The organism is Butyrivibrio sp. Su6 (assembly GCF_900108105.1).
Taxonomy (GTDB): domain Bacteria; phylum Bacillota; class Clostridia; order Lachnospirales; family Lachnospiraceae; genus Butyrivibrio.
This window is the reverse complement of sequence record NZ_FNUR01000010.1, coordinates 1-21334: the sequence shown is the minus strand read 5'-3', so window position 1 is coordinate 21334 and position 21334 is coordinate 1. Positions and strand designations below refer to the sequence as shown.

13 protein-coding genes and 1 pseudogene are annotated in these 21334 nt (G+C 40.5%); 1 reads left to right on the top strand and 13 read right to left on the bottom strand.

Annotated features, from left to right (window positions below; all coding sequences use genetic code 11):
- Window positions 1–102 precede the first annotated feature (102 nt).
- The 12 genes from amrS to C4S54_RS11130 all read right to left on the bottom strand — a co-directional run bounded on the left by amrS (window position 103) and on the right by C4S54_RS11130 (window position 19619).
- Window positions 103–963, bottom strand: a complete 861-nt coding sequence (amrS, locus tag C4S54_RS11185) for an AmmeMemoRadiSam system radical SAM enzyme (protein WP_103869612.1) — start codon at window positions 961–963, stop codon at window positions 103–105.
- Window positions 964–1016: 53 nt separating this feature from the next.
- Entirely contained in the window at window positions 1017–2402 is a 1386-nt protein-coding gene (gene amrA, locus C4S54_RS11180; RefSeq protein ID WP_103869611.1) for an AmmeMemoRadiSam system protein A, read from the bottom strand.
- A gap of 124 nt (window positions 2403–2526) precedes the next feature.
- Entirely contained in the window at window positions 2527–5067 is a 2541-nt protein-coding gene (locus C4S54_RS11175) for a hypothetical protein (RefSeq protein WP_146059992.1), read from the bottom strand.
- Between the two features lie 31 nt (window positions 5068–5098).
- Window positions 5099–5419, bottom strand: coding sequence for a PilZ domain-containing protein (locus C4S54_RS11170; RefSeq protein WP_103869609.1), 321 nt, complete (start codon window positions 5417–5419; stop codon window positions 5099–5101).
- A 182-nt stretch (window positions 5420–5601) separates the two neighbouring features.
- On the bottom strand, window positions 5602–8118 hold the full coding sequence (locus tag C4S54_RS11165; protein ID WP_103869608.1) for a DUF342 domain-containing protein: 2517 nt from the start codon (window positions 8116–8118) through the stop codon (window positions 5602–5604).
- Window positions 8119–8142: 24 nt separating this feature from the next.
- Window positions 8143–8553, bottom strand: a complete 411-nt coding sequence (locus C4S54_RS11160) for an ATP-binding protein (RefSeq protein WP_103869607.1) — start codon at window positions 8551–8553, stop codon at window positions 8143–8145.
- Between the two features lie 154 nt (window positions 8554–8707).
- Complete coding sequence (locus C4S54_RS11155) at window positions 8708–10507, bottom strand: methyl-accepting chemotaxis protein (protein ID WP_103869606.1); 1800 nt, start codon at window positions 10505–10507, stop codon at window positions 8708–8710.
- 151 nt (window positions 10508–10658) lie between these two features.
- Entirely contained in the window at window positions 10659–11711 is a 1053-nt protein-coding gene (locus tag C4S54_RS11150; RefSeq protein ID WP_242973795.1) for an FAD:protein FMN transferase, read from the bottom strand.
- A gap of 16 nt (window positions 11712–11727) precedes the next feature.
- Complete coding sequence (ppdK, locus tag C4S54_RS11145) at window positions 11728–14565, bottom strand: pyruvate, phosphate dikinase (protein ID WP_103869605.1); 2838 nt, start codon at window positions 14563–14565, stop codon at window positions 11728–11730.
- Window positions 14566–14599: 34 nt separating this feature from the next.
- Window positions 14600–15442 carry a glycerophosphodiester phosphodiesterase family protein gene (locus tag C4S54_RS11140; RefSeq protein WP_103869604.1) on the bottom strand — a complete coding sequence of 281 codons (843 nt, stop codon included), beginning with the start codon at window positions 15440–15442 and terminating at the stop codon, window positions 14600–14602.
- 174 nt (window positions 15443–15616) lie between these two features.
- Window positions 15617–17662, bottom strand: coding sequence for a glycoside hydrolase family 31 protein (locus C4S54_RS11135; RefSeq protein WP_103869603.1), 2046 nt, complete (start codon window positions 17660–17662; stop codon window positions 15617–15619).
- 16 nt (window positions 17663–17678) lie between these two features.
- Window positions 17679–19619: a beta-L-arabinofuranosidase domain-containing protein gene (locus C4S54_RS11130; RefSeq protein WP_103869602.1), complete on the bottom strand. Its 1941-nt coding sequence runs from the start codon at window positions 19617–19619 to the stop codon at window positions 17679–17681.
- Window positions 19620–19855: 236 nt separating this feature from the next.
- Here C4S54_RS11130 and C4S54_RS11125 point away from each other — a divergent pair, with 236 nt between their 5' ends.
- Window positions 19856–20737, top strand: coding sequence for an AraC family transcriptional regulator (locus tag C4S54_RS11125; RefSeq protein ID WP_103869601.1), 882 nt, complete (start codon window positions 19856–19858; stop codon window positions 20735–20737).
- Window positions 20738–21146: 409 nt separating this feature from the next.
- Here the strand turns inward: C4S54_RS11125 and C4S54_RS16165 are convergent.
- Window positions 21147–21334 (bottom strand): annotated as a pseudogene (locus C4S54_RS16165) (IS4 family transposase); the annotation flags it as partial.

Genomic DNA, 21334 nt, shown 5'->3' with positions numbered 1-21334 from the left:
CATATCACCTATCATAATTCGATTAATTTTTGTATTTTTACCTCATTTTTATTATTTGTTTCAAAAAAAATAATCCCTCCTGCAACTTTTTTGCAAAAGGGATCAGCAGTTTCCGGTATAGACAAATTCCAGGTTTTTCCTTGCTATATCTGCAAGATGATAGATGCTGTCAACATCTGTAGGTGGTCTGTCTGTCATTTTGAATCTTGGGAAAAATCTTGAAATGTGAAGCGGAACATTTTTGCCGATAACATTCCCACTCTTATCCTTAAGGGAGGCAATCCATTTGGAAATTTCTAATATTTCCTCATCAGAATCATTTTCCCCGGGTATTATAAGAGTTGTGATCTCGACATGGCAATGCTTTACTGCCTCGGCAATAAAATCCATGACCATCTGCCGATTTCCTAAAAGAACATCGCTGTAAAAAGAATCAGAAAAGCCCTTTAAATCTATGTTCATGGCATCAATATATGGAATGATCTCTTCTAAAACCTCCAAAGAGGCCATTCCGTTAGATACAAGAACATTTTTCATTCCCTTATCATGAACTAACCTGGCTGTATCTCTTACAAACTCGTAACCTATCAGCGGTTCATTATAGGTGAATGCAACTCCAATATTGCCACTTGTCTTATACCTTGCTGCAAGTTCAGCAAGTCTCTCAGGGGATACATATTCCGCCTCTTTTTCAAATTCATAGACTCCCTGGCCCCAGGAAATCTCATAATTTTGGCAAAAGGGACATCTTAAATTGCAGCCATAACTTCCAACAGACAGTACCATAGTCCCAGGCATAAACCTGTTTAAGGGCTTTTTCTCAATTGGGTCAAGGGCTATGCTTGTGAGCCTGCCATAGTTTAAGGGCACAATCTCACCATCTCTGCAGCTGCGAACGCCGCAGAAGCCGGTCTTTCCTTCACTGATCATGCACTTTCTATAGCACACATTACAAGCAGGCATCCTATTTCCTCTTAATTCAAATCATTTTCATTCAAGTAAATCAGTGGTTTTCATTAGTAGTGCCTTACTACCTTAAATCTCTGCAAACGAATCTCATCATCCTCAGTTATCCCGCCCTTTTGCATGGCAATAGCCACCTGCTGCTCTACAGAATCCACACCATCAAGGTCAGGTAAAAGAAGTCCTCTCTTTCTTCCACTTGAAACTATGACACCATATTTTTTGACATCCAGCTCATCAATGGAAGAAATGTTTTCAGGTTCCCCCAAAACATCAACATTTATCTCCAAAAACTCAAGTTCATTTGCAGTAATAGCATTAAATCTCGGATCTTTAGTGGACGCGCTTATGGCATTTTGTATGATCTCCTCAGCAACATTTTCGCATGTAGGCCCAATTGTCCCAATGCATCCTCTAAGCTTTCCGTGCTCATGAATTGACACAAAGGCTCCCGCTCTTATTCCAAGCATTTCTTCAGGAATATCACTCGGAACAGGTAGCACCTTTTTCTCAAGAACATAGCTGTACACTGACTTATAAGCAAGCTGCACATAGGCATCTGAATTCTGTCTTTTTTCTTTTATCTCTCTTTCTTTTTCCCGGTAAAAGAGATCCAAAAACCTCCTACTATCATCCTCATCCCCAGGCGTAAAGGTACATATTCCATAGCCAACGCCTGTAATATCCTGGTGTGAGAGCCTGTTTGCCCTGACCTTCATACCGTCAAGTGCACCTGCCATTATGACAAAAGACCTGTGACCGCACTCAGCTGCCTTGTCACAAAAATCCTCATCGAATTCCAAAAGTTCTCCAAAAGCTCCTCTTTGGCACACATCCATGACCTTTTGGTCATAAACAGGTCCTTCTGCTGAGTATCCATACGGTCCGTAATCCTGAAGCTTGTGAGAAAGATCTCCACTGGCAACATAGACAGCTCTTTTTCCTGTGGCATCCACAGCATCCTTTATTATCTGCCCCATTCTGTAATGATCCGTCAAAGGAAGTCCTGAAAGTCCTACTCTTACTATCTTTCCGCCTTTATATTTTTTTCTGATAAAGAAAAGAGGGACCATTGTTCCATGATCAAGATCTCTATCCACTTCTCCCAGAGTTCCTGCAGGAAAAGAAATTTTTTTAGCTCTTTTTTCTATTTCAGAAACAAGAGTTGTGTCATACTCCTCGATAAACTTCACCTTATCAGCTCCAAATCTTGAAAAAGACCCGGTAGCAGCATTTCCAGGAGATATATGGAAGTAATCAGCATACATAGTCGCATGAGGACTGGAAATTATGATTGTCTCAGGTTCAATTTCAGCAATTTCTTCTGCGACTCTTTCATATGCTATTTTTGTCTCCTCGATCTGTGCCTCACCACCTCTTCCTACATCAGGAATGATGAGGGGTGGATGTGGAACCATATATGCAGAGATTATAGGCATGGCAGCCTCCTTTATATACGCTTTTTTAGTAATATTATTATAACATGTACGTAAAAAAGAGATTAGTGTAATCCGCTTACACTAATCTCTTTTTTTAGTTTATCTTACATATTTTTCTTTCTTTTTACTTGCTGTTTTCTGCTTCTTTTTCTTTGTGTCTTCTGTACATTTCTTCACCGGCTGTTCCAAGGACTGCTATGAGAATCAGCCACCATAGAGATGTCTTTTCTTCTTTTGCCTCTGTGAAGGTATCTGCTAAAGCTGTGTCCTCATCTTCGATAGATACAAATGCCTGCTCAGTATTCTTTACAACATCATTTGCAACCATCTCTGCTGCTGAAGGAACATTTTCATCATCGATCTGAGTGTATGTATCATCATTTGCATCTTCTACAGCTGCTTCATTTGCTGTGTTATCAGCAGCTTCTGCTTCATTTATAACTGCCATTTCAGCTGCAAGAGGTGTTATCTGATCTTCGATGTTGATCATAGAACCATCAACTACGAATGCTTCAGGAGCTACATATGCAGGAGCCTGATCATCATCTGTGTTCTGATCATTTGTATCAGCTACGTAGATGAACTGGATTGTTGATCCTGCTGGAAGTGTGATTTCAGCTGCTTCTTCGTTCTGATCCTCTGCAGCAGCTTCATTCTCAGCTACTTCTACGTTTTCTTCTGCAACTACAGGAGCAGGTGCTAAAGGAACTTCAGCTTCTTCAATATCTGTAAAAAGATCTTCTTCTGCAGTAGCATTTTCTGTCTTATTCTCTGCTATGATCTCTTCGGTGTTTTCTTCTGTCTCAGCTTTTTCCTCAGCCTTAACTTCAGGTTCTTTTTCCTCTTCTGGAGCAGTTGAATACTTAGCTACAACTGCTTCATATTCAGCTTTTCCTGCTTTCTTCTGCTCTAAGATAATATCAAGATCTGCCTGAGCTTCTGCCACTTTATCTTTTGCCTCTGAAAGCTTTCTGTCAAGATATCTGATAGCCTGATTCAGAGTCATGTTATTCAGAAGATTTGCTTCCTCAGAAGTAACCTCAATGTTAAGATATGCTGCGATATCATCAACTCCTAAAACCTCTGTTGCCTTTACGATCCTGTTTGTGCGGTTGTCCTTAAGGGTATCGATTGCATCCTCAAGCTGCTCAGCTTTTTCTACTGCTTCATCTACTGCATTTCCTGCATTCTCTACTGCAACTTCGTAATTTGTATATGTATCAACTCTTTCCTGAGCCTTTGTGTAGAAATCGATGAATGCCTGATCGCTTGTATCAACTACATTTGTTCCGCCATGAACCTTGCTGTTCTGGTTCTGAACAACTTCGTGGATTTCAGCTTCTCCTATGTAAAGCTTGCCATCCTGATCGATGGTAATGTCGCCATTTTCAAGTGCATCTTCAAGTTCTTTTCTTACCATGAACTGTGTTTTTCCATCTTCAACATAAGCAAATACATCAAGCTTGCCGGCGTTTGCCATATTACGGATGTTTTCGTTAGTAGGGTGGGCAGCGAAGTACTTTTTAAGATAGTCGTTAGCATCGATCTCTTCCTGAGTCTTTTCAAAGATCACGATATCTGTTGATGATCCAAGAGCCTTTCCGTCATAGCGATTTTTTTCGTTAATGTACTTGTCTGCTCTGTCGTAGTTGAAGTAAAGGGTCTGTTTCTGGCCGTTACTATCCTTGTAAGTTATGATGTTGTAGTTGTAATCCTGTGTGTCATAACCTTTTACGTACTTCTCAACCTTTATGTCAGTTGCACCACTGTCTACAAGCTGAGGAATATAATATTCACGGATTATTGTGTACATGAAGTTACGCTGTGGGCCCCAGTCTACTACTACTTTATCTGCGCTATCCTTGATTTCTTTTGCAGGCTCAACCTGAGCCTCCATTTTTTCTTTTGTCTCTTCAACTATAGTTCCAAGAGTATCAACCTCTGCCTGAGCCTTTTCAAGTTCTTCCCTTGCATCTGTTGCATCGTCAGAAGCATCATTTAAAGCTGCCTCGTAGTCTGCCTCTGCCTGTACAAGTCTTTCTTTTGCCTCTTCATATTTATCATTAAGCTTATTGAAGTATTCCTTCTTGGCATTTATGTCAAAAGATGTATCCTCTATAACCTTTACAAGTTCATCATAGCTCTTCTGTGCATCTTCTGCAGACTCAGCTGTTGTTATGTCTTCTACAAGATCTTCAACCTGCTCTTTTGCTTCCTGTGCAGATTCCTGCGCACTTTCAGCTACTTTTACAGCTTCGTCAACATTTTCAACCATCTCGGCAGCTGCTTTATCCGCTGCTACGTCGGCCTGATCTGCTTCTACAAGAGCTGTTTCAACTTCATCGATTTTCTCAGCTGCAGTTTCAAGACTTTCGATGCTGGCCTCTTCAACATTTTCAATAGTCTCTAATGTCTCTGATGCTTCCTCGATAGCTTCTGTTGTTTCAGCCGCAAGTTCCTGTGCCTCTGCAGTTACGCTTTCCTCTGATGGACTTTGTGTATTTTCATTTTCAGAAGTTTCTGCTGTTTCAGGAGTGATATCAGGAATATTATTCTCATCATCCTGCGCATATGCAGTTATTGGAGATGAAATACTCATCATCGCCGATATTCCAACAAGCATTGCTGAAATAAGTTTCTGATTTGTAAGATTATTCTTCTTCATAATAGCTGCACCTTCCTCTTTCAAAAATAATTTACTCTTCAACACCTTCGGCTATATGCTCGAACAGGTATTGAAGAACATCCGGGGTGAATTTTCTTGCCTTAAGAGCAATTGTCTTTTTTCCGTTCGCTTCTTTATCTTCTCGTACTACATCGGCGTACATGATAAGTGTCTCTGCTACAACTATCACATCATTTCCGAGTATTGAAGGAGTTTTCTCGTCAACTGTGATAGCCATTCCAAGAGGACTTACGTTCTTAACTTCGCCGAAATATTTCTCAAGTGATTCTTTATCAACAATTACACTGTTTGCTTTGAACTCAACTCTGTTTATTTTTCTACGTTCTTCCATTGTTATCTCCTTCTTGTACTTTTATTATCGTCATTATACATCATAAAAATAATCATATTTAACGCGATTTTTGTTATTTATGATAGTTTAAGACTCCGTTTATTTTTGCTTAATATTTATTTATTTTCACTTTAAATTTGGTCAAAAAAAAGAACCGATTTGTTTATCGGCTCTTTTCTTTTTTATATAACCAGGATATTCTCTTTTTTTGCATCTGACCTAAAGATCATTTTGTCATAGGTTTTCCGATCGCTATCGAGTCTTAAAACCAGACCATCTATGACAAATACTGTTCCGGCGTATGCCACCTCAGTTATAACCGCCTGCGCATTTCCGCCTTTTTTTATCTCCTCTTCATAATAGAACTGTTTCTTCCTTAGTTCCTTCAGCTTACTCTCTTTCATGCCGACAGCTGCATTTATCTTGACCTTCCATTGCATTACCTGTCTGTCTACAGCACCGATTTCCTGAAGCCTGTCTCTCTCTTTTGCAAGAGTTCTGTAATCCTCTTCCTCTCTGCTTATAGTCTTTTTTATCGCACTGTATTCTGTCAAAAGAGCTGAATCAACCCCAAGGTTTACTATAGTTTTTGCTCCTGTCTTATTCCCTATGGAAGCAACTTCAATTCCATAAATGCTGTGGCAGGTTCCTCCATACAGGGTTCCTGCTCTTCCGTATGTTCTGATAAAGCCTTTTGCAGTGAGCTTACAGTTGATAAAAAAGTTTGCAGAAATATCTTTTCCAACGACAGTTACGCCTTCAAAGAATTTTGCAGAAACATTGCCCTTGGCAGTTATTCCTCCTCGGATCGGACATGTAGCTCCGCCCTTGATCACAACATCTCCGCCACTTGTTATCTCGGAGCTTTCCATATGCCCACCAATGATAACATCACTTGAAGCTATGATCTCACTTCCCGAATGGACATCGCCTTTGATATAAACAACCCCATCATAATTTATCTTTTTATCAGTTATCTTTACCTCAGGCATAACAAGGATTTTCTCTATTTTGATATTGCCATCGTGCATAGTAAGGGCACCTGTCCATTTAGCAACATATGTGACCCTGTCATTTAGGATCATAAAGCCTTCACCTTTAAGAATTGGAATCTCTTTTCCATTCTTTGCCTGCTTTACTTCTCCCAATACGTTAAATCCATTCACGCCTTTGGTTGCTTTATGATAAAGAGCTATCTTATCCCCTACATGCACCTGCACAAGGGAATCAAAGTTTGTAAGATCAGCTGTGCCATCAGCTAATATTTCCGGTTCCTTCCCTTTATTTGTATCAAAGAAATACTCATAATAGCCGTCATGCCCATCTACAGCTTCTTTACCAGCAGCCACAAGATATTTTTCTGAGTGGTTCAAGTTGGAAATCATATTGGCGATTCCCGGCTTATCTACTCCTTTCCTAACATTACATTTAAAAAGAAAGGCAAGAACCACATCCTCCGTGTACTCAAGGCCATCACTTCTAAGAGGAAGCTTTAAATAACACAAAAGATTGTCTGAAGCAAAAGAAAGATACAGGTCCCTGTTGGCCATCATAGAATCAAGTAGCACCTTGCTGTCCTTAGTCCCGGCAGTCCTGTCAAAAACAGTTTTTTCTGTACCGTCTTCATCTTCAACTGCCTTATATACGCCGGAAAGCATCTGCTCCCTGATCCTACGCATATCTTTGGCAGTGTACATCATGGTCGAGAACTTACTGATATCAAGTCCTTCTTCAATTCCCAGTCTTATCTCACGCATCTGATCCGCGTGGTACAAAGGCTTGGAATAAGGAGCTATATCAATCTGATGTTCAAGTCCAATGCGCATTTCAAACATTTGCATCCAGCCGTAGGATACATCTGCATATCTTGCCACATCTACACCATTTTCAAGTCCGATCCTGATCTCTTTTATGGCATCTCCACGCATGTCCCGGGTAATATAATCATCTATAGGGAGACCCTCTTTCAAACTGATCCTTATTTCCTCAAGCTGGTCCGCATCAAAGCGGTCCTTGATATACCTTGATACATCTATTCCATCAAGAAATGCCTTATGCATCTGGTCTAGCACAGATGCGTTGTATCTGTCTATCTGCTTGGTGTCAAAAAAGAGCCCATCCTCTGCGCTTTCTCTTACAGCACGCATTTTCATATAAGGAATATCAACAGAAGCATAACCGGAAATATCAATTCCTGCTTCAAGGCCTTTTCTTATTTCACGCATCTGCATGCAGTCAAATGCCGGATCCTGAAAAAAAATAATAGGAACCGGAGGCTTGGCTAAAAGTCCATGCCTTAGCTCTCTCATCTGAACTGCCAGATATTCTTTTTTTGCATATTGGGAAACGTCAATTCCTGCGGCAAGACCTTGCCTGATCTGAGACATCTGCAAAAAGTCGAATCCTTCATCACGATATTTGCTCATATCTATGCCCTGCGTCATTTCAAGACGGAGTTCCTCCATCTCTGTCCAGGCATACTTGGGATCCATATACTTTTTATAATCTATTTTATCAGTAATACCTTTTCTAATTTCAGCCAATTGGAGCGCATTAAATTTAAGAGCTTTCAGTTTTTCAACATCAGCTCCCAATTCACCACACAGCTTAAGCTCTTTTTCCAAAGCATTTTGGTTAAAAGAGTCCAACCCAGAATATTCACTTAATTCATCAAGTAGATCAACATCTGGTGAAGCCATATACCCCCCACGTCTTCGAAAAAATCATGTTATGACTTTTTCTAATGTAAGTATATTACAGCCATCTTCATACTTATAAAGGACTTTATCCATACTTTTTTTCACAATAAAAATACCAAGTCCGCCAATCTGACGTTCTTCAGCAGAAAGTCCCGTATCGGGATCCTCTTTTGCAAGCGGGTCAAAGGGTGTTCCCTGATCAATGAAGGTAATAACAGCAGTGGAATCCTCTGCTCTAAAGTCAAACCTTATTTCTGCCTGACCATCTTTTCCCTCATATGCATAGCTTGCAATGTTGACATATATTTCCTCAACAGCAACATCAATCTGCATTTGAACCTTCATGGACGCTCCGGCCTGCTCTAACTGTTCATCAACAAAGCCAAGCACTTCATCCAGTTTTTGAACCTGTGCATCAATTTTGAGTACGCTCATATGCATTCCTCATATTTGTACTTCATGATTGTTATACGCCTATAAAACCATTATATACAATATATCGTAAAAAGTGTTGCAGTTTTTATAAAAAAACGGGCAGAGTACTTTTTATGTAATCTGCCCAGTTTGTTAATCCTAAAAATTAAAGGTTTTAGAGCTCGAATTTTGCCACGAAATTCTGAAGTTCCTGAGCATTTTCAGCAAGTTTATCAGAAGCTTCTGCGACCTCATGAGTTGTTGCTGTCTGCTGCTGTGAAGCTGCTGATACATTCTGTGTCTCATCAGCAACACTTGTACTCATATCCTCGATCTTCTGGATATTTTCAGCTATGGTCTCAGTTCCATCTGAAAGCTGAGCAACGATCTCGCTCATACGGGCTGACTGTTCAGAAATTGTATAAACCATGTCAACGATATTGTTAAATGTATTACCTGCCTCATTGACTGTTTCTGTTCCCTCTGCAACACTCTCTGCACCGGATCTCATAGCTTCAACAGCCTCATTGGAGTTGTGCATGATCTCTGATATAAGCTCTGTGATATTGGATGCAGCTTCATTGGACTGATCAGCAAGTTTACTGATCTCACTTGCAACAACTGCGAAACCTTTACCCATTTCTCCTGCTCTTGCAGCCTCGATGCTGGCATTAAGAGATAGAAGGTTCGTCTGACTGGCAATCTCAGCAATTGTGTCAACGAATGTATCGATGTTTTTAAGCTGTTCTCCAAGGGCATCAACTACTGTAGCAGTATTTTCAACAGATGACTTGATAGTAGCCATCATATTGGTTGCGTTTGTCATGTCGGCAGCACCTTTCTTGGCTGCATCATTTGTAGAATCGATCATCTTAGTTGTCTGTTCAATAGCATCCTTGAATTCCTGCATATTGTCAACAAATGCTCTTGTTTCCTGACTTGCTCCGGTAACAGCTGTAATCTGACCTGCACAGGAATTAGCAACGTTTGTACAGGAATTAGCAACCATCTCACTTGCATCAGCAGACTGTGATGCACTGGCTGAAAGCTCTTCTGAAGCAGATGCAACATAGCTTGTCGTATCAAAGATCTTCAGCATAAGCTCTCTGATATTGTTGTGCATAAGATCAAGAGCTTCTGAAATCTGTCCAATCTCATTATTTTCTCTCTTAAGAGCACGAACCTGATTCATCTCTTCACTGTCACTAAAGTCGCTGTTAGACATTTTAACCATCTGATCAGTGACAAGAATAATAGGTCTTGTAATTCTCTTGCCCATGTAAATAGCTATAGCTGTTCCGATCACTATAAGGACGAGGAGCATAATAACAGATCTTGTAATATTGCTCATAAGGGCGGCATGTGAATGAGAAGTGTACTCTGCAAGAATTGTATCGATGTGATCAACCCATACACCGGTACCCATTACCCAGTCAAAGGGTTCGAAGTAAGCTGTATAATTGATTTTTGGAAGAGGCTCAGTCTCATTGGGCTTAGCGAACATAAGCTCTGTATATCCGCCACCATCCTGCATACCGTTTTTGATCATCTCCTGAATGAAATAAGTTCCATTAGGATCAACAGAATCCCATCTTGACTGACCTTCTGTATCTCTTCCAAGAAGAACTACGTTAACACCCTGAGAAGTGTCAACCCAAAAATATCCCGAACCATCATTATATTTTAGTTCTCTGATGATATCAGCAGACTCCTTTTTTGCTTCTTCAAGAGTCATTTCGCCTGCCTGGTATCTGTTATACATTATCTGGCAGACACTCATTGCTTCCTGAGTCTCATTCTTAAGCTCAGTCTTAATATCTTCCAAAAGTCTGCCTCTGTAGACATTTGTAGTAGATTTATCAGTGCTGATAGTGCTTGTTACTGAGAAAATCTCAATAGCAACTGCCGAAACAACAACAGCACAAAGTATTGCAAATACTATGACAAACATCAAAGAACCACGTTTCTTATCCATAACGACCCTTTCCCGAGAAATTATCGGTTTAACGACAGCTACATTTTCAATATACCATCAAGTAAAATCAATAACAATATTGCCATATATTAAAAAAGTATAAATCCCAGAATACAGAAAAAGCCTGGTTTTTCGCCAGGCTCTTTATAAATTATTTACTTATTATTTTTATAGTTTTTTGGGCATATTCAGATGATAGTAAGAATCTGTCTGATATACCTTCTGTCACATATACATTTCCATCTGATGTAACAAATACTGCCTCAAAATCATCTCTTTCTTTCCAAAAAGAAATAGCACTATCTAGGCCTTTTATATAAAGGGCTGTTGAATATCCATCACATTTAAGCCCGTCTTTTCCGACTATAGTCACAGAAACAAGTCCAGAATCAGCGGGAGCACCTGTAGAAGGATCTATTATGTGATGATATAACTTCCCATTCTCTTCAAAATATCTCTCATAGCCACCTGATGTTATAATGGCTTCATCACTTGCTCTCAAAACTCCAAGTATCCCTGACTTGCTGTCTTGGAATGGACTTTTTATGGCAACATTCCACATTTCACCATTTGACTTAGTTCCAATGCACTGCACATTGCCACCAAGGTTTATAAGTCCGCTCTTTACTCCGTTCTGGGTAAAAAAATCATAGAGCATAGTGCTTGTATAGCCCTTCACTACACTTCCAAGATCAATTTCCATGTTGGAAGGGATTTGGACAGATCTTTTTCCTTGTTCAGAGCTTTCACCTGAGTTTTCGAGTTTTATCTTTTTGTAATCAACTTCATCCAAAAGTTCAGAAATTCTATCCTCAGAAGGAACTTTATACTCACCTGTAGTAAAGCCCCACTCTTTCAAAACCGGGTAAATAGATACATCTAATGCCCCATCCGTTTCATCGCAGATATAAAGAGCATTTTCCAAAATGGTAGCTGTATCATTTGAAAGAAGAGTTTCTTTGTTCTTATTAAGAAGACTTATCTCGCTATCATTATCTGTCACTGACAATCTTCTCTCTAAATCTCTTATCTTTTCCTCAGCCTCCGGTAAAAGCTTCTCATCCCCTGCAACTTCCAATTCCATTACTGTATCCATTGCAAAAAGAGTGGAAGTTTTCATGGTCTCATTATTAAATTGGCACCCTGAAAAAATAAGGGCGCAGAATAATACTGCGCCCACATTTTTGATTTTACTAAAAATCATTGTTATCCTTAGAAGATTAGTTCTTCTTGTTCTCGTTATAAGCTCTCTTAGCTTCTTCGATACCAGCCTTAAGTCCAGCAAGTCCAGCCTTTGCAACTTCAGCAGATGCATCAGCAAGGTCTTTTGCAAGAACCTGAGCCTTCTCAGCAGCTTCCTTAAGCTTTTCCTTTGTCTCATCATCTACAACTGACTTCTTGCAATCGCAGTTAGCCTTAGCAGCCTTTTCAGCGATAGCAGCCTGTGCAGCAGCAAGTCTAGCTACAGGAACACGGAATGGTGAGCATGATACATAGTCAAGGCCAATCTTGTGGCAGAACTCAACTGATGAAGGATCTCCACCGTGCTCTCCACAGATACCAACATGAAGTGAAGGATTTACTGGCTTACCAAGCTTAAGTGACATTTCCATAAGCTTACCAACACCTGTCTGGTCAAGCTTAGCAAATGGATCGTTCTCGAAGATCTTTGTGTCATAGTAAGCATTTAAGAACTTACCAGCATCATCACGAGAGAATCCGAATGTCATCTGTGTAAGGTCGTTAGTACCGAAGCAGAAGAAATCAGCTTCCTTAGCGATCTCATCAGCTGTAAGAGCAGCTCTTGGGATCTCGATCATTGTACCAACTTCATACTCAAGCTTAGCACCTGCAGCAGCAATCTCAGCGTCAGCTGTCTCTACTACTACCTGCTTAACAAACTTAAGCTCTTTAACTTCACATACAAGAGGAATCATGATTTCAGGCTTTACATTCCAATCAGCATGTGCCTTCTGAACTTCAAGAGCAGCTCTGATAACAGCCTTTGTCTGCATCTTAGCAATTTCAGGATATGTAACTGCAAGACGGCATCCTCTGTGACCCATCATAGGGTTGAACTCGTGAAGAGAATTGATGATAGCTTTGATCTCTTCTACGCTCTTATGCTTTGCATCAGCAAGCTTCTTGATCTCATCTTCTGTTGTAGGAACGAACTCGTGAAGAGGTGGATCAAGGAATCTGATTGTAACTGGGCATCCCTCAAGAGCTTCATAGAGCTGCTTGAAGTCGTTCTGCTGATAAGGAAGGATCTTTTCAAGAGCAGCTTCTCTCTCTTCTACTGTATCTGAGCAGATCATCTCACGGAATGCAGCAATTCTGTCTTCCTCGAAGAACATATGCTCTGTACGGCAAAGACCGATACCTTCTGCACCAAGCTCTCTAGCCTTCTTAGCATCAGCAGGTGTATCAGCGTTTGTACGAACTTTAAGTCTTCTGAACTCATCAGCCCAAGCCATGATACGTCCGAACTCACCAGCGATCTTAGCGTCAACTGTTGCGATCTGACCATCATAGATGTTACCTGTTGTACCATCGATTGAAATGAAGTCTCCCTCGTGGAACTCTTTTCCAGCAAGTGTGAACTTCTTGTTCTCTTCGTCCATATTGATGTCGCCACAACCTGATACGCAGCACTCACCCATACCACGAGCAACTACGGCAGCGTGTGATGTCATACCACCACGAACTGTAAGGATACCCTGAGCAGCCTTCATACCTGTGATATCTTCTGGAGATGTCTCAAGACGAACAAGAACAACCTTCTCGCCTCTTGCAGCCCATTCTACAGCGTCATCAGCTGTGAATACAACCTTACCACAAGCAGCTCCAGGTGATGCACCAAGACCTTTTCCAAGTGGTGTTGCAGCCTTAAGAGCAGCAGCATCGAACTGAGGATGAAGAAGTGTATCAAGGTTTCTAGGATCGATCATTGCTACAGCTTCTTCTGGAGTCTTGTGTCCCTCATCAACGAGGTCGCAAGCGATCTTAAGAGCAGCAGGAGCTGTTCTCTTACCGTTACGGCACTGAAGCATGTAAAGCTTCTTGTTCTCAACTGTGAACTCCATATCCTGCATATCATGGTAGTGATTCTCAAGAGTCTCACAAACCTTGATGAACTCAGCATATGCTTCTGGGAATTCTTTTTCCATCTGAGCGATTGGCATAGGTGTACGAACACCAGCAACTACGTCCTCACCCTGAGCATTGATAAGGAACTCACCCATAAGTTTATTCTCACCTGTTGCAGGGTCACGTGTGAATGCAACACCTGTACCAGATTCATTGTTAAGGTTACCGAATACCATAGGCATTACGTTAACAGCTGTTCCCCATGAATATGGGATATCGTTATCACGACGATATACGTTAGCACGAGGGTTATCCCATGAACGGAATACAGCCTCGATAGCAAGCTTAAGCTGCTCTACAGGATCTGAAGGGAAGTCTTTGCCGAGCTGCTTCTTGTACTCAGCCTTGAACTGCTCTGCAAGTTCCTTAAGATCTGCTGCTGTAAGATCTACGTCAAACTTAACGCCTTTTTTCTCTTTCATCTCATCGATGAGCTGTTCGAAGTATTTTTTACCAACTTCCATAACAACGTCAGAGAACATCTGAATGAAACGACGATATGAATCGTATACGAAACGCTCGAATGCAGGATCTGGATTTCCTTTGATCATTGCTGCAACTACGTCGTCGTTAAGACCAAGGTTGAGGATTGTATCCATCATACCTGGCATTGATGCACGAGCACCTGAACGTACAGAAACAAGAAGAGGATTCTGAAGATCGCCGAATTTCTTTCCGTTGATCTCTTCCATCTTCTTAACGCCTTCCATAGCCTGAGCCATGATTTCGTCGTTAATCTTACGTCCATCTTCATAATACTGTGTGCAGGCCTCTGTTGTGATTGTGAAGCCCTGTGGTACTGGGAGTCCGATGCTTGTCATTTCGGCAAGGTTAGCACCCTTACCACCGAGAAGGTTACGCATTGTCATGTTACCTTCGCTGAACATATAAACCCACTTGTTCGCCATGTTTTTACCTTTACCCTTTCAAAACTATAAAAATTTATAATTTAGCTCCGCTTTTCGGAACGAAACTATCAAAAATAAAAATATCAAAGCCTTTTTTCGCATTTTCAAGCTGCTGTTCTGACTTTATAGTCCAGGCCGCTGCAACAGTTCCATATAAGTATCTGCAGAGTCTCCTGGAAATGTTATCTGCATATTTGTGATTAAATGCAATAAAATCAGGCCTTGTCAAAAAATTGAAGAATAAGTATGTAAGCAGGAAATATATCAACCCGCTAAACTCTTCCGGCTTATCCTTATGAAAATCATCTGATAGCTGGCCTCTCATGATCTCAGGTCTGTTCTTTTTATACCAGTGAACACCAAATGGATTAAAGGACTCAATACAATAAACGCCCTTATATTTTGAGAGAAGCTCATCAGCCTTACTACATACAGAAACGTCAAATCTCTCAATCTTAAGTTCAACTATAAGAGGAACCTTTCCATCAACCATTTTAAGGAAGTCTTCAAATCTGGGAATCTTTTCCTGTGAGTTCATAAGGTTAAAATTCAAGAGTTCATCGTATGTATAATCGATAACCTTGCCCTTCTGACCGGTAACTCTCTCGAGCGTAAAATCATGAAAAATAACCGGTACTCCGTCCTTACTTAGCTGAACGTCACACTCTATTCCATATCCTCCATCAACAGCCTTTTTAAAAGCTGCCATTGAATTCTCAGGAGCATCCGATTCATTATCGAACAGTCCTCTGTGCGCATACAGAACACCTGTGAAAGGCTCCCTTGAAGGTTTATTTATTATCCTGGGCATTATCATAAGCAGGTACAATGCAAGTAAAATAAGTAATACCAGGCCTATGACCTTCAAAAATACCATATGATCACTTCCTAAATGAAAATCATTGGATTTGTTAATTAATAAACATTACGCGTCCGCTAAATATTTTACAGCCTTATTTCATATAAAGCAACACTAATTTTATTAGGAAACTGCTATTACTTAAACGTTTAAAATGCCCCAAACCATCAAAGGTTCAGGGCACCGCCATTTTTACTCTTCAAATTTAAATAGAAACGTTTCCGGTTTGTCAGTTCTGTAAAACACCGGAATGACATCAATTGGAGCCTCAGTTTCTATATCACATCCACCTTGATACTTAATTCCGGTAAATGCATGTACCCAGTCACAGCCGGATGGAAGATAAACTTTTCTCTTCTTCTCACCTTCGTGGCAGATCGGTGCAACTAAAAGATTATCGCCAAACATGTATTCATCAGTAACATCCCAGCTCTTTTTATCCTCACTAAACTCAAGGAAAAGAGGTCTTATCACAGGTGTACCTGATTCAGAAGCCTGTTTCATGGCATTTCTCGTATAGTCACGAAGCTGCTCTCTTATGCCAATATAACCCTTCATGATCCTGTAAGCTTCATCACCATAGCTCCAGATCTCGTTAGGTGCTCCTGTTACTTCTCTCTCCTCGCCGGCTTTATTTATTATTTTGCTGTGAGGTTGCCTGCTGCCGTGCATTCTCATAACAGGGCAAAAGCACCCAAACTCAAACCATCTGAGCAAAAGCTCAGTGAACTTCTCACTTGTAGTATCACCGCCATGGAAACCTCCAATATCAGTAGTCCACCACGGGATACCTGCTATTCCCATCTGAAGTCCTGCAACTATCTGCTTCCTGAAATCTTCCCAGGAGGACATGATATCTCCCGACCAGACCAGTGCTCCGTACTTCTGGCTTCCTACCCAGGCGCATCTAATAAGATTAACTATGTCGTTCTGTCCGTTTTCCTTCTGTCCTTCATAGAAAAGCCTTGCGTATTCCCTTGGATAAATATTTCCTGTTTCAAGTACTGATCCGCTGTAATACTGGTAGTTTTCATAATCATAGCCTGTAAATTCAGGTTCAGCCTCATCAAGCCAAAATGTCTTTATCCCCAGATCAGCATAGTTCTTTTTTATCTTTTCCCATACATATTTTCTGGTTCTTGGATTGGTAGCATCCATAAAGAGATTATCCCCATGGAAAACCATCTGCACATCCACGCCGCTCCTGCTCTTTACCAGAAGTCCATTATGCTTCATTTCCTCATAATTCTCACTTCTGATGTCGACCTGAGGCCAGATAGAAACCATGCACTTTATTCCCATTTTGGTAAGTTCATCCACCATTTCTTTTGGATTAGGGAAATACTCAGGGTCAAACTTCCAATCGCCGCATCTTAGCCAGTGGTAATAATCAATAACAAGTACATCTACAGGAACTTTTCTCTTGTAATACTCTCTGGCAATTTCCAGCACCTGCTCCTGATTAAAGTAGCGAAGCTTACACTGCCAGTAACCAAGACCATATTCAGGCATCATTGGCGCTCTTCCAACAACCGAAGTGTAGTTCTCAATGATATCTTGTGGTGTATCACCTGCTGTGATCCAGTAATCAAGCTGCTTTGTCTCCTCAGCCACCCATTCTGTCACATCAACTCCGAAGTGAACCTCTCCAATTGCAGGATTGTGCCACAAAAATCCATACCCCTTATCAGAAAGAACAAAGGGCACACTTGCCTGTGAATTCCTGTGGGCAAGCTCAAGATTACAGCCCTTTAGATTCATCCTTTCCTGCTGATACTGGCCCATTCCATAGAGCTTTTCATCAGGATCAGACTCGAATTTCGCCCGAAGTTTAAACACATCACCGCTGATTCTCTTAAAGCTTCTAGCCTTTGTACAAAGCGCTCCGTTATTTGATATTTCTTTTAACAAAACCTTGCCTGAGGGTACCTCTGAGTAAACGATCTGCAGAGTATCTCCCCACGGCTGAACATAGCATGATGCTGTGATCTTTCCATTTGTAATACTTGCACTTCTGTATGAATCCTTTGGATCTTCTGAATCTTTATTATCATGGGTGACCACCTTGACTTCATGCATTTTTTCATCAGGAGGTAAAAGAGCTGCTGACTGATCTGTAACATCACCCAAAAAGACGCTCCTTACCCTGAGACTGTCTCTTCCCCATGGCTCAATTACAAGCATCTCGCCATTTCCTCTAAATATAAGTTTTCCGTTTTCCTCTGAAAAGAACTGCATAACTCCTCCAAATAATTCAGACCTTTAATTTCCAGTAGATACCATAGCTCTCTGTGTACTGATCAAAGTGAGTTGTGAATACAAGCGGCTTTGATGTTCCGATAAGATCGAATTCTGCTTCTCCATCTCTTTTTATAAGATATTTGTCTATATTTCCAACAAAATCTTCAACAGTTTTCTCTGAAACAATACTGATTTCATCGCTGTCTACGCTTCTTCCTGCAGAAGCAATAACTGCTATTCCATGAGGCTTTGTCATAATCTTTTTTGCCCCAAGTCTTGCTGAAAGCACATATGGGCCGTACAGGAAAGCATAGGTATTCTTTCCGTCAGGAAGGTTCTCGCAGGTAATTCCAAAAGGTATACACACTTCCAGTTCTGCTCCACCTGCTATATCCTCCTTAGAAACAATCAAAAAGCCTTCATTTTGCCCAAGCTCTTTTTCCTTGCCATTAAGCCTTACGCTTGGAACAGCCTTACTCCAGGTCGGAATTCTGAGCCAAAGATCATCCGCTACCACCTTGCCATCTGCAGGCTTGATCCTGATATTGACTTTGTCTGACTTTGTAAAATTGCAGTCCATAGTGACAACATAGTCATTAGAAACATATTCTGAAGCTATATATAGGGAAATCAAAAGTTTCTCATCTCCTTTATAGAATATGCCTCTCTGAAGCTTGGTGAAATTCTCATAGCCTGTTCCCGTGCAGCACCAGAAGTTTCCATCAAGAGTGTTAAACACTTTGTGGTAGCCTGTAGCCATGGGCTGGAAATAAGTTGTAAATCCTGTCTCATGGTTCTGTGATGCCATGATGGCATTAATAAGCGTTCTTGCAGAGTAGTCCAGATATTTCTTTTTACCTGTTACTGCAAAAAGCCGTCTTGAAAGCTTGAGCATGTTGTATGTATTGCAGGTCTCGTTGTTAACATTGGTCCTCTCTAAGTCAAGTACATTATCCTGACCAAAGTGCTCATTCTCACTGTTTCCACCTGTAACATAGGTATGTTTATTAACAACAAGGTCCCAGAAGCTTTCAGCATAATCCAGATATTTTTTCTCTGAATTAAATGCTTCATATCTTGCCAGAGCGCCTATAAATTTAGGAATTGTAGTGTTTGCGTGAACATTGTTAAGTAAATCTGCCTTACCGGATAATATCCTTTCAAAAAGCTCTGTCTCATCAAAGGCATGAGCAGCATCTGCAAAGCGTTCATATTCCTTGCTGTAAAGAGAGTTTCCCTTATCTTTCAGATCTCTGTTTATCTCATAAAGCTCATACAGGCAGTCGTTCATTCCGCCATATTCGATGCTAAGCACTTTTTTATGCTTATCTTCCGTCCAGCCTTCAGTTCTTTTTGCTATCCAGACACCCAGAGCATTAGCAATTTCAAGAGCTGTCTCACTTCCATAGTACTTAAAAGAAGCATTTAATCCTGTGAGGATCTTGTGCATTGTGTACCACGGCACCCAGGCCTCCAAAAATGGATGACTCAGACCTTTTTCTACATTTTCAAACTGAAGCAGTGGATTGTCTCTGAACTCCTTTGTTGGAAAGCCTGCGCCAAAGATAAAACCTTCATTTTCTGTTCCCTTTATCTTTTCCTGACATTCTTTTAATGAAACAAGCATATAATCAAGACGCTCTTTTACATCTTCAAGCTCTTTTCCTGTAACAGCAGGAGAAACTGCTGCCTGCGCAAGAGCTGTCAGATAATGCCCCATTGTATGTCCGCCAATAAGCTTATCTTCCCATTCACCGCCATAGCGCTGCTTTCTTTTCATGAAAGCATTTGTAATCTCTTCATCATCCCCCGCAAGAATGCAGGCGGTCTCACGGAAACCAGCAAGAAGTCTGTCCGGATCAAGCAAAAGCATATTCTTTACATCAATATGAAGTGCCTCATCGAAATATTTGTCTGTAACCTTTACATCTTTAAGTTTTGTCAATTCCCACATCTGATTGTATTTTCCCTCTCAATTATGCATTTCTTGTTAGTAACATCTATGCTAGCATTTTCGCCTGTTTAGTAAAATGGAACAATGATAGAAAGAGTGTCATTTTTACATATATTTAAAAAGCCGATTATACGTGGTAAAATGAAGAATGTATCAATAAAAAGTGTCATTTTTTTTAATTTTTAGTGTCATTTTTCCACTATTAGTGTCAAAACTTCTTTTTTGAGGAGAACTCAATGAAAAAAAATAAAGAAATAATGCAAATGGTTTTTCCAAGCAATCAACTGTTCCAGTATCTTAGAAACGGTAAATTTATCGCATTATCATCAGATTGGAAACACGCAAAAATGGGACTTCAGTTCGATTACGAGCTGATAGTAGTTACAGAAGGTGTACTATACCTTAGATATATGGATGAAGAATTCACTGTAAGGAGTGGAGAATACCTAATACTCCCTCCAAGCAATTCTAATAGAGAAGGTTTCAAAAAGGACTACTGCGCCTTTTACTGGATTCACTTCATTGTAGACACTGGAGCTTTTCCTGCCAGAATAAATACTTCTGATATAAAATCCTGCCAAAGAGCTAATTGTTTTCTAATGCCTCAAAAAGCCGCTGTCCCACAGCCTGCTAAACTAGTTGTTCAGATGAAACAGCTACAGGATCTTGATAGAAACAAATACCCAAGCATTTCATTAAATGCTGCAGTAACAGCTATACTAACTGAGCTGTACGGTCAGCTACAGGCAGAGAAAAACGAATCAGATCCATTAGGAAGCAAGCAGATTTATTCTGATATTGCTGACTATATTAGAATAAATATTTCTGAAAATCTTAAAACAACTGATATTGCTGATGCATTTGGATACAGTCCCAAATACCTATCCCACCTCTTTAGCGAGGTGCGTGGTATATCACTAAAGCAGTTTATCATGTCTCAGAAAATAGACACTGCCTGCTACTATCTGACAGACTCTGATAAGACTGTAACCCAGGTTGCCTCTGAACTTGGTTTCTCAGATATGCACAATTTCTCAAGAGCTTTTAAAAAAAGCACCGGGCTTACACCCAGTGCTTATAGAAATACTTATGCCAAAAGACTCTTGTATCATGTATGAACAACACGTTGAGAGTATGTTCCGAAAAATTGCTTTTTTTCAGCCCATACTAATTTTTCAATGTAGATTAGTGAGAGGATTTTGATGTTTGCAATTAGCATACATCAGAATCCTTTCTCTTTGTATATGCGTAAGTGACTTCTCTAACTCTCTAAAAATTTTAGATTGCGGCTGCGTACGCCACCATTGACTGAACCTGAGGAAAACGCCTTGTCAGCTTTGCCGACGGTGAGGATGATGGGAACAGTAGCAATGTCATTTAGTTAAGGTATTCAAGTGCATTTAATACATAACGGATGGCATAAAAACTCCGTTTTAGAAAACTTCATATCTTGTTTGCAAAACAAATGGCACGCCAAGAAAGCAGGATTGCTCCTGCTTCTTCCGTGCCATTTATTCTTGGAGAAATTTATGCTCTATAACTTAGTGGAACTACACGTTTGGTATGCTTTTTTCTTGGATATGTGCGGCCTTCTCGGATTGGCGTGACGTTACCTATCAACAACAGTTCCACTGTATCACTAGACATTCTGTTATGCAGGAAATCCCTGCAAGTAATCACAGCATCAGAAATAGAGACTTTGTATTCCAACAAGC